This is a genomic window from Tepidiphilus sp. HLB4, from assembly GCF_054823945.1.
Genome location: NZ_JSYB01000038.1, coordinates 1 through 10,405, shown reverse-complemented (window position 1 = coordinate 10,405; position 10,405 = coordinate 1). Strand labels below are relative to the sequence as shown.

The window sequence follows — 10,405 nt, the reverse complement described above, 5'->3', positions numbered from 1 at the left end:
AACGGCCGTTCCGGTGGCGTTTTCCCTGGCACGTACGCCGCCGCCTCCACCGCGCCCGTCTCGGCGTGCAGCACCTCTTCGCGCGTCTTGGCGGGGGAAAAGGCGATGACGCGCTCGGTGCCGTCGATGTAGCGAATGCGCCAAGTGGTGGCGCGTTCTCCACCTCCTTGCAAATTCGTGGTTGGAAGGTTTGCTACTGCTACAGTTGCTACACTTGCTACGCTTGGCGGTTCAACCACCCGCGCTTGCGTGCTTTGCGCCTCCTCATGTGTAGCAACTGTAGCAAGTGTAGCAAGGGGGGTATCTCTCACACCCCTTTTTTCGGGTACAGTCCTTGCCTCATGTGTAGCAACCGTAGCGAGCGTAGCAAGGGGTCGTTCCCTCTTCCGCACTAGTTCGGCAAGCTTCATGCTGCACCCCCAAGCAAGCGCGGGTTGACTTCGATGGTGGCTTGCTTGCCGCTCTTGCGCTGGCGGATTCTTCCCAATTCCTCCAGGAATGCCAAAGCCGCATCGAGCCGCTCGCCGTCCCGCACGGGTCCATACTGGCGCAGGTAACGCTTCCCGATCTTGTCCGATCGCTGATGCTGGCAGTAGGCGAGAATCCACGCATCGAGCCGCGCCGCATCCGAGATGTCTTGCGGTTGCGCAAGCTCGCCGAAGAATCGGCGCGATTCGTTCAGGTGCCATGCCGCGATCCTGCTGGCGCGCTCGAAACTCTCCAGGCTGATGGCACCGCCCCCATGCTCGAAGACGTGCAGCAGCGCCGCGATCCGCGCCGCGTTCTCGGCGATCTTCGATGCCACGTCGCGCACGTCTTGCAGTTCGCCGCCAGTTGCCAGCTCGGATTCAATGGCATCGTGGAACGCGATCCACGCTTGCTTTGCCTCCGGTGACAAGGGGAGCGTAACCGGCTTGAGCACGTCTTTCTCGTCGAACGCTGGCGGTTGAGCAAGCAGGTCTTTGAGCCGCGTATTGAATGCCGCGAGCGCTGGCCAATGGCTTGGCGGTTCCTGATAAAAACGCGTGCCTTGAGTCGATTCCGGCCATGCCACCAAGAATCTGGCGAGAAAGCCGCTTCCCCTGGCAAGCGATCCCGTTTTGGTGAAAAACTCCCTCAGCGTTTGTTCCTGAATCTGCAGCCACACGGTCAGGCGCGCGCCATTCACCTCAAAAGATTCGCTGCTTCGGCGGTCGATCCGCAACCCGGCTCCATCCCATAGCTGATTGAGCAAAGCAAGGTTGCGCATGACGGAATCCCGACCCATCGCGTGGCCACCAAAGACGATTCCGGCTTCCGATGAGATGACGCCGCCAGTTGGCCACCGTTTCCCCAGCTCGAACGCGAGCGCCTCCGGCGTGGTGTCGGTGTAGATGTAGCGTGGAACCCTTGGCGCCTCCGGCTTTATGCGTCCCAGCTTGCGCAAGGATTCCTCCAGCTCCTTGGTATCCTTGCTTCCAGCATATTTCGTGATCTTCGTCTTGATCCCCTGGCGCTTCGCTTCCCAAGCCTCCATATCGGCCATGTACTGTTCCATTACAGGCGCCGCCGCTGCCGCCTCCTCGCGTTCGTGCTCGCGGATCGCCTTCATGAAAAAGCCGTCGATCGTGCTCTTGCGCTCGCCAGATTCGGCGATGGTGAGCAGGAATAACCCGCAAGGCCCGCACAGCTTGTCGGCGCGCCGAACATCAAAGCCGGATTGGATCGCCAAGGAAAGCGATGCCAACGCGCTGGTGGCCACCAGAGAAACCGGCGCCTGCACGTATGCCTGCACTTCCTCCACCGCCGCACGGATCGAATGGGGGAGCGCATCGAGCGGGTAATCGAGCGCCTCGACGTCGGCAATGAGCGGTTCCGGTTCGCTCCACGGCACTTCCCCGCTCCAGCCGCACGCCTTGGCCAGCTTGAAGATCGATGCCGTCGTCAGTGGCGCCGTGGCCGAATAGTTCGGGTCGGCCGCCTCGAAGATGGCCGCCGATCGGCCGCCGGTGAGCCGATCCCATTCCCGCGCCAGCGCACGGCCGATGGATTCCTCGATTCCGCTGGCGACGTGGCGCAGCGCCAAGCCGATGACGTGCTCGGCAGGGTGCTTGCCAAGCATGGCGCTTGGCTTGATGGCGCGCAGCGCCTCCAACAAGTGGCGCGCGTCGTCGTCCAGGGTGGATTCGTCGATCGGTTCCGCTTGGGGTTCTTCAAGCTCGGTCGCCGCCTCGATCGCCTGGCGCACCGCCGCCAGTCCTTGCGCTTGGTGCATGTCGTTGAAGTCGGTCGCGCCTTCCGGCCGCTCTTCGCCAAAGCATGGCGCCGCCAGCATCGATCCCGTTTCTTGCGCCGCCTTGATCGCCGCCGCGCACGGGGTGCCGCTTTCCTTGTCCAGGTCGGCAAGGACGATGACGCGCGCCGCCGGGTAGCGGGTGCGCATGGCCTCGGCCGCTCGGCGCAAGTTGGCAGTGCCAGATACCGCAATTGCCGGGTATCCCGTGGCCGCATGAGCCGATAGCGCCGTCGCCGCGCCTTCCCCCACCAAGATCGTGGCGCCGTCGCCGTTGCCGTCGGGAAGGCCGCAAACCGGCCAGAATGTGCCGCTCTTGGTGCCTTGTCCTGGCAAGGACGTTTTCCGGCCGTCGCCGTCGATCAGCTCGCACGTGGCAATGGCGCCGTCGCGCTCCAAGGGGATCACCAGCAGCCGTCCCGCCAGCGCGCCGCGCTCGCCTGCCTCAGGCCTCCATCCCAGAATGCGCGCCGCCTCTTCGGCGGGTATTTCACGCAGCCGATCGGTGAGCACCCCTTTCCGCTCCAAGTAAGGGTGCGGATCGCCTGGCGTGACCGGCGTGGCCGCATCCCAAAGCCTGGCCGCCAGCGTGGCCGTTTCCTGCCGCCGCCGCTCGGCCTCGGCCTCTTCCTTCTGGCGCGAGGCTTCGCGCTCGAGCCGCCGCCGCTCGGCTTGCGCCTGGCGCCGTGCCGCCTCTTCTGGCGAGATTGGCGCCGATCGTTCAGGCCGCCACCCGGCATCCCGCGCCAGCTTGAACAAGGTGCGCTCGGTGACGCCGCCGCTTGGTGAAAAGCTCTTCCATACCGCTTGCACGTCTTTCGGCTTGTAGGTTCGGCCGCCAGCGCTCCAACGGTCGAAGTCGTCGAAGTCCAGCCCCGCCGCCTTGGCCGCCATGCCGATCTTCACCCAGTCGGCGCGGTCACAGTCCGGGTCGAGTGCAAAGAGCGCCTCGCGTGCCTCCTCGAGCGTGGCGCCTTGTTCCGGGAAATAGGGGGTTGCCGTTGCGGTATTCATGGCGCCACCTCCGGCGTGGAGCGCGCCACCAGATTGGAAGATTGGTGAAGGGTGAAGCGCACTTCAAAGGGGGTTAAGTGCGGTTGACTAAGAGTTATCGCAAAGGTAAACTTGTCCATGTAACTATCCTCGAGTGGGAGTTACCGCCACCCCAAAAAATGGGGGGTGTCTGAAAGAACCGGGTGCTGCCAACACCCGGCGTTTTTTTGGGAAAAGTGGTTCAGCATTCACGGCGGGGGTTGGTTGCGCAACCTCCGCCGTTTCCGTTTTCCAGGCCAAGAAGTCGTCGAATCTCCGCTGTTGGCCACATCAGGCGATTGGTGATCCTTCGTGGACGGATTGGCCCCGTTTCATGGCATGCCCATTTCCTCAGCGTCTGCGGTTTCAAGTTCAAGTGCATGGCCGCTTCGGCCGTGGTCAGATAGGCGCGCGTTTCTTGCTCAAGTGGTTTCAAGGTTTCTGTCATAGCGTTTCCTTTCCAGGTTGAATGGACCGGCGAGATGCCGTTTGACTCGCGTTTCCCCTTGGTGGAAGAACATTCATCGCGAGTGATCGGGATTGTATCGTCGGTTCATGGGGAACGCAAAAAAATAATCTCTTTTGCAATCAATCAACTAGAAACAACACGCAACCCAGGCCCCTCGATCTCTTCTGGCGCCGAGATTCCCGCCTCCTCCAAAATCCAGCGTTCGATGCGTGAGTGCCATGTGCGCAATAGGTCCAATGGACGTACTCGATAGTGCTTTTCGGCAATGGCGCTTGGCTTATGTCCCATGATTTGCGCGGTAATCCCCGCCGGGACTTCCACCCACTCCGCCAGCGTGCCAAAGGATCGGCGCAAGCCGTGGGGGGTTACGTGGGGGATGCCTGCAATGATGCAAACCCGGCTCAGTGCGTGGTTGGCGTGGCTCATGGGTGCGTCGGTGCTGCGAGCCGTCATGAACACGTACCGGCCGCGTCTTGGCAATTGCGCAAGCAGCGAGCCAACATAAGGGGTCAAGGGGATGATGCGCTCGCCTTCCACCTTGTCGCGCAATAGCAGCGATCGCCATTGGAAGTCGACGTGCTCCCACGTGATCATGCGAAGTTCCGTCGGCCGCGCCCCCGTGAGCAGTAACGCCTGCAAATAGGCCGATGCCGCCGGATCAGGAAGTGCGCGCACCGCCTTGAAGAAGGCCTCCAGCTGTTCCCTTTGGAGCGCATCGGTTTTCGCCTTGGCTTGGCCGAGTACCTCGCGCGCCTTGGGTGCCGCGCTCAGGGGTCGCGTCTGCTCCAGGATCGGCCGCAGCTCCTGGCGATCGGCGCACCACCGAAGAAACGCCTTGAGCAGCCGCAGCGCCAGCCGCGCTTGCGTAGGCCTAGACTTCGCCTCGGCGCGCGACCATTGCTCGATGCGCTCCGGCGTGATCCCCGCCAAGGGGTGGCACAGCAAGCCGTGCAGGATTCCCGCTTGGGTGACGCCGCCACCGCGCTTGCGTGGCGTGCCGCCGGGGTCGGCCATGCGCACATGGTCGAGATAGTGGCGCTCGCCCCACCGCTCGCGCCGATCCTTGCAGTAGGCGCGCCAGAGTTCGAGCGTGGGGGTCTCGGCGATGGCCTCTTTCTGGCGTGCCTCGACGTGCGCCTGCTTCCTTGCCTCGCGCTCGGTGCGGGGGTCGATGCCTTGATCGGCGAGCATGCGCAGCCGCCGCGCTTCGGTGCGCGCCGCATCCAGCGTCCAGGATGCTGGCGAGCCGATGGTGACGCGGATCACCTTTCCAGAAAGCACCGCCTCGAAGACGTAGGCCTTGGAACCGGCCGCCGTTGCGCGCAGCAGCAGCCCCGGCACCTCGGAATCCCGCAGAAAGGCTTGCTGCTTGCCTTCAGGGCAAGCAAACCCAGCCACCCGCCCCGCCGTCAGTCGAACCTTGGCCATGATCGATCCCCCAGTCCATTGGTGCCGTGTACAAGTTGTGTACATGGTTTTGGTGAAAAACACCCCATGCCGATCAACGTTTCGCCGAAAGCGTTTTCGGAAAACTTGTTGATTTACATGGATGTTATCAACAGAATGGAATAGTGGTCAATCGGTACTGGGACGGACTCATAATCCGTTGGTTGCTGGTTCGAATCCAGCTGGGCCCATCAAGAAAATCAATAAGTTACTGCTTCGTCGTCATACTCGAAAATCTGCCGCGTACGTGCAGTGTACCTCTCGGGTAGGGAGAGGACGGTTGAACCCATGGTTCGCTTCGATCACACCCGCTGCCACCTCGTACCGCACCATCCTCCCGTTATGAGCCCACCCTCTTGCACGCATGCACGCAATGCGTTATAGTTGTACAGTAAATCGCACAATAGAAGCAGGGCTCTCGTCATGCGCGTAGTGAATTTCTCTGAGGCACGAAACAACCTTAAAAAGGTGATCGATCAGGTCATCGACGATGCCGACTACACGGTCATCACACGCCGGGATGCCCCCGATGCGGTGGTGATGTCGCTGGACACATTCAACGGCCTGATGGAAACTGTCCATCTGCTGAAATCGCCTGCCAATGCGGCACACCTGGCCCGCTCGATCGAGCAGTACCGCCAGGGACAGGTGAAGCAGCAGGACCTGGTCGATGCCCAGTGAAGACAAGCTACTGAAGCTCACCTGGACCCTGGCCGCCTGGGAGGATTACGAATACTGGCAAAGCCAGGACCGCAAGACGCTCAAGCGCATCAATGCCCTGATCAAGGACTGCCTGCGCCACCCATTCGAAGGCATCGGCAAACCCGAACCTCTCAAGGAAACCCTTTCGGGCTTCTGGTCGCGGCGCATTGACGATACCCACCGGCTGGTCTACTGCGTGGATGCGCAGGCCCTGGTAGTGATTGCTTGTCGTTACCACTACCAGTAACCAAGTAAACCAAAACACCCACTTATTGCCCTATCCCCTGGGGCATGCTGCGCCCCAGACCCATGGGCAACTCATCACCCCCCGAACCGATACGCCTCGATCCACTCGCCGAGGTGATCCTCCAGCATCCAGCCCTCGCGCACCCACCGCTGCAGCGCCTCGCCCTCCTTCTGCGCCTCGTCCAGGTCGTGGATGCGGGCGCGGATCGCCTCGAGCCAGGCCTCCGGCCGATTTGGCACCCGCGTCACCGGCGCGCCGCGATAGGGCAGCACGTCCGAGCACACCACTGACCAGCCAAGGATGCCGTACTCCAGCAGGCGCAGGTTCGACTTGCACTCGTTGAAGCGATTCACCTCCAGCGGCGCCACCGCCAGGTCCAGGTCGAGGCTCGCGAGTTTGGCCGGATACTGCTCGAACGGCACGAAGGGGTGGAACTCCTTCACGAAGGGGCGCAGCTCCTCCGGGCACATGCCGAAGAAGACCCAGTCGCACTCCTCGCTCGTCGCCTCCACCACCTCGCGGATCAGGGCCAGATCCCCGGCGTGCTGCATCGCCCCGGCCCAGCCCACGCGCGGCTTGGGCCCTACCCTCCGCTCGGATTTCAACCCATTCCACACCCATCCCGGCAGATAGTTCGGAATCAGGCGCACCTCGCGGGCATACTTCTCGATCGCCGAGCGGATCGGCTCAGTCGTCACCACCACCCGGTCGGCGGTGCGCACCACCCGCTTCATCTCGCCCGGCGTGTTGCGGTGCTCATAGACCTCGCTCTGGCGCGGAATCTCGCTGATGAGATCGTCCAGATGCAACAGGAAAGGAATTCTGGCGACCTCCTGCACCTGGCGCACCGTCTCCAGATGGTCGCTCAGCTCCAAAAAAGCGCTCGCGGTGAAGACATCCGGCTTCGCCCGCTCCACCTCGACGAGCAAAGGAATGCGCGTCTGCCGCACCCCCGGCGCGTGGATGAAACTGCGCTCCGCCGCCCTCGCCTGCCACAGCCCCTCCAGCGGTTGCTTGATGCGGTACTCGATCACCCCGCTCAACTGCTCCCAGCCCAGCACCCGCACCTTCTCCGAAGGCAAGCGCGGCTCCCAATTCACCACGATCTCCGGCTCCACGCGGTAGTCGCGGTGCGTCAGGCTCAAGTGCCGGTTGTAGGCTGGATCGCGCGCGAGCTGCGGCAGCCACTTGCGCAGCATCGCCTCCTGCTCCTTGCCAAAGCGCTGCTGCGCCTTGCGCGCCTTGGCCGGCTCCGCCGCCTCCTGCTGCTGGCTCACGCTGCCGTGATGCACCAGCACCACGAAGGGCGTCCACAGAATCTTGTAGCCGCGCTCGCGCACCTTCAGGCACAGATCCACATCGTTGTAGGAAACGCGAAACGCCTGCTCGTCCAGCCCCTTCACCTCCTCCCACACCGACTTGCGGATCAAGAGGCACGCCGCCGTCACCGCCGAGAGATCCTGATCCACCAAGGCGCGGTTCATGTATCCGCCCTCGGTGAGCCCCAGCAAGCCCAGATACGGATGCTCGGCAATGCCGCCCAACCCAAGGATCACGCCCACGTGCTGCACCGTCGGCGGCTGCGGAAACATCAGCTTCACCCCCACGATGCCCACGTCCGGCCGCTGGCCGTAGGCCACCATGCGCTCCAGCCAATGCTCCTGCAGCACCACGGTGTCGTTGTTGAGCAAGAGCAGATACTCGCCGCTTGCCTCGCGCGCCGCCAGATTGCACATTGCCGAGAAATTGAACGGCTTGGGATAGGGCAACACCCGCACCCCGTCCGCCTTCAGGCGCTCCAGATAGGCGAGCGCCTCCGGCTGGGTGCTACCGTTATCCACCACCAGAATCTCATAGTCGGGATAGGCCGTCTTCGCCCGGATGCTCTCGACGCAGGACTGGAGATAATCCGCCTGGTCTTTGGTGGGAATGATGATCGACACGCGCGGCTGCCGCGGCCAGTGATACACCACACGCCAAGTGCCCGGCACGTAGCCCTCCGCCACCTCCGCCTCCAGCCCCCGGCGCGCCAGATGCGCCGCCAGCGCCTGCCGGTGCGCCGGCTCGTCCACCCCCTCCTCGCGCCCCGTCGGCAGCGAATAGAGCACTCCGTCCACGTGCCCGATCGCCTCCTCGCCAAACGCATCGAGCACCCGCAGCGCCAGATCGTAGCGCCACGCCCCCCCGTGCTCGCCCAAGCCCCCCACCGCCGCAAACGCCTCGCGCTCCACCCACAGGCACGGGCCCAGGTACGGCATCGAACGCAGCAGGTCCAGATTGACGTCCGGCCGGAAGAGCGGATCGCGCCGCGCCCCGTCCGCATCCACCGTGTCCGAATCGCCATACATCAAGCGCCACTGCGGAAACGCCAGCGCATGGCGCACCAGCTGCTCCACCGCATCGGCCACCAGCCGTACCCCCGGCGCGAGCACCGACACCCAGCCCGAAGCCACCGCCTCCAGCTCCTCCCCGAGCGCTCCCCCCATCTCCTCCAAAGAAGCCAGCGCCCGCCAGCGCAGCATCGGCAACTCTTCCCACATCGCATCCGGCGCCGGCGCATCGGCCAGCACCACCAGCCGCCACAAAGGCGCCGACTGCACGCCAAGGCTATCGAGCGTATCGGCTAGCAGCGGCAGCTCGGCGCTGGAACAGGGAACGACGAAAGTGACGACGGGACTGTCGGCGGGAAGCGGGTCGTCGGGATGGAAGGGGGAGCGATGGCGGGTGAGGTAGGTGGTGTAGGGATTGGCGAGGTCCCGCTCCTGCTGCGGTATCTCCGTTTCTTGCGATCTCCATGTACTCAAAGGTGCCAGCGGGAATCCCAACCGAACTGCCTGCTGACGGACATAGTCCCATGTTGGTAGCGCCAACTCCAAAAATCCCTCTTGCCGTTGGCTTTGTCCGCCGTGGATCCGAAAGCGGGCGATCGGTTCCGCAATATAAGCCAAATCGCCTTTTGACAGCAAATGCAGCGCAAGACAAATATCCCCCATCCCCCAACAGGGTCGATCAAACAGATTCATGATCAACGATTCATCAATCGCCAATGCATCCGAGCGACGAAACATCATGCAAGTCGGTTCACCTATCGAATTCGTGCCCGTATACAACACATGTCCGATGACCCTTTCACCTCGCAAACGCCCATCTACCGAAGACAAAGGCTCCCCCAGCAGTCGTTCATCCAAAGGATCCCCTGCCTCATCTATTGGAATCCTGCGGCCAGCCGCCAAGCGGGCATCAGGAATTTCCCGATAAATTTTCAGCAATCGTTCAACTGCATCATTCTCCAGCAGATCATCGTCGTAGAGCGGCTTGATAAACTCACCCCTTGCCAGCTTGATGCCACGCTGTAAATTACAACTCTCCTTCAATGGCGGATCATTCCGCCAATATAAAATCCTTACATCATGTACCATGAATTGCCGCGTAATTTCTTCGATCTCAAAACCTGGACTGTCGTCAAGTACAAGGATTTCAATATTTCGATAGGTCTGACGAATCGCAGAGTCCAAACACACGCTAAAAAAATCCGACCGAAAAGCCGGAATAATGATCGATACTAAAGGATTATCTGAAACCACATCGATCCGACGTTGAAATTCCATTATCAAAGACGAGGTGCCATGAAAATTTACCTCAACCAAATACTCGTCTCTGCTTTTTCCAGGGACACAACGCATCGAATCTTCCAATCCTACCCAACTGGCAACGCGTATCCATTCCTCTTCATCGACGATCCAGCGTTCCTTTAAAAGCACATTCACATATTCGGCTTTCGTTCGGATCCAAGAAAATCCTTCATCATCCAGTAACGACTGACGCCAATTGTCATTCTCATATTGACGAATGATCTCTGCCAAATCGGAGGTTACCAGCCGCAATACCCCGCCTGGACGCAAAACCCTTCGGCATTCCCGTAAAAATGCAAAAATCTGCTGCTGCGACAAATGTTCGACAAAACGTTCACTGTAGATTCCGTCGATCGAGGAATCCTTAAACGGCAGACCTTGCGTCACGTCCCATTGCACATCTGCACTAGGCTCACTGTTGATATTGATGAATCCTGGCAATTTGTTGGACAAGCCGTAGGTAATATTCAAATATATTTTCCCACCCATCCGAACACCTTTTCGTTATCAAATCATCTAGCTTGACAAGAAGCACCGACTGCGTGCACAGTACCGCTTACTTGAGACGTTTGCAATATCTGTCAGGTCCCGGACGATTGCATTGA

The 10,405-nt window shown here is 61.2% G+C and carries 6 protein-coding genes, 1 tRNA gene and 1 pseudogene; 3 read left to right on the top strand and 5 right to left on the bottom strand.

What is annotated here, in order from left to right:
- Positions 1 to 406: 406 nt before the first annotated feature.
- The 3 genes from OA56_RS07265 to OA56_RS07255 all read right to left on the bottom strand — a co-directional run bounded on the left by OA56_RS07265 (position 407) and on the right by OA56_RS07255 (position 5,201).
- The gene (locus OA56_RS07265) at positions 407 to 3,286 is read right to left on the bottom strand and encodes a DUF3987 domain-containing protein (protein WP_461584360.1); all 2,880 of its coding nucleotides are present in this window, start codon (positions 3,284 to 3,286) and stop codon (positions 407 to 409) included.
- Between the two features lie 220 nt (positions 3,287 to 3,506).
- Positions 3,507 to 3,752 (bottom strand): helix-turn-helix domain-containing protein, encoded by a 246-nt coding sequence (locus tag OA56_RS07260; protein WP_461584358.1) that lies wholly within the window; start codon positions 3,750 to 3,752, stop codon positions 3,507 to 3,509.
- A 144-nt stretch (positions 3,753 to 3,896) separates the two neighbouring features.
- Positions 3,897 to 5,201 carry a tyrosine-type recombinase/integrase gene (locus OA56_RS07255; RefSeq protein ID WP_461584356.1) on the bottom strand — a complete coding sequence of 435 codons (1,305 nt, stop codon included), beginning with the start codon at positions 5,199 to 5,201 and terminating at the stop codon, positions 3,897 to 3,899.
- 140 nt (positions 5,202 to 5,341) lie between these two features.
- Here OA56_RS07255 and OA56_RS07250 point away from each other — a divergent pair.
- The 3 genes from OA56_RS07250 (at position 5,342) to OA56_RS07240 (ending at position 6,168) form a co-directional block, all read left to right on the top strand.
- Positions 5,342 to 5,410 (top strand) — tRNA-OTHER (locus OA56_RS07250).
- A gap of 232 nt (positions 5,411 to 5,642) precedes the next feature.
- Complete coding sequence (locus OA56_RS07245) at positions 5,643 to 5,900, top strand: type II toxin-antitoxin system Phd/YefM family antitoxin (RefSeq protein ID WP_055424016.1); 258 nt, start codon at positions 5,643 to 5,645, stop codon at positions 5,898 to 5,900.
- Positions 5,890 to 6,168, top strand: a complete 279-nt coding sequence (locus OA56_RS07240) for a Txe/YoeB family addiction module toxin (protein ID WP_055424015.1) — start codon at positions 5,890 to 5,892, stop codon at positions 6,166 to 6,168. The genes OA56_RS07245 and OA56_RS07240 overlap by 11 nt, the downstream gene beginning before the upstream one ends.
- A 74-nt stretch (positions 6,169 to 6,242) precedes the next feature.
- On the opposite strand, the gene OA56_RS07235 is transcribed toward OA56_RS07240, so the two are convergent.
- Positions 6,243 to 8,972 carry a glycosyltransferase gene (locus OA56_RS07235; RefSeq protein WP_461584362.1) on the bottom strand — a complete coding sequence of 910 codons (2,730 nt, stop codon included), beginning with the start codon at positions 8,970 to 8,972 and terminating at the stop codon, positions 6,243 to 6,245.
- A 261-nt stretch (positions 8,973 to 9,233) separates the two neighbouring features.
- Positions 9,234 to 10,289 (bottom strand): annotated as a pseudogene (locus tag OA56_RS07230) (glycosyltransferase); the annotation flags it as partial.
- Positions 10,290 to 10,405: the final 116 nt, after the last annotated feature.

What these genes read in the sequence shown, in the direction of transcription:
- OA56_RS07265 (WP_461584360.1), bottom strand. Translation starts at nt 3,286, where the DNA reads ATGAATACCGCAACGGCAACCCCCTATTTCCCGGAACAAGGCGCCACG.
- OA56_RS07260 (WP_461584358.1), bottom strand. Translation starts at nt 3,752, where the DNA reads ATGACAGAAACCTTGAAACCACTTGAGCAAGAAACGCGCGCCTATCTG.
- OA56_RS07255 (WP_461584356.1), bottom strand. Translation starts at nt 5,201, where the DNA reads ATGGCCAAGGTTCGACTGACGGCGGGGCGGGTGGCTGGGTTTGCTTGC.
- OA56_RS07245 (WP_055424016.1), top strand. Translation starts at nt 5,643, where the DNA reads ATGCGCGTAGTGAATTTCTCTGAGGCACGAAACAACCTTAAAAAGGTG.
- OA56_RS07240 (WP_055424015.1), top strand. Translation starts at nt 5,890, where the DNA reads ATGCCCAGTGAAGACAAGCTACTGAAGCTCACCTGGACCCTGGCCGCC.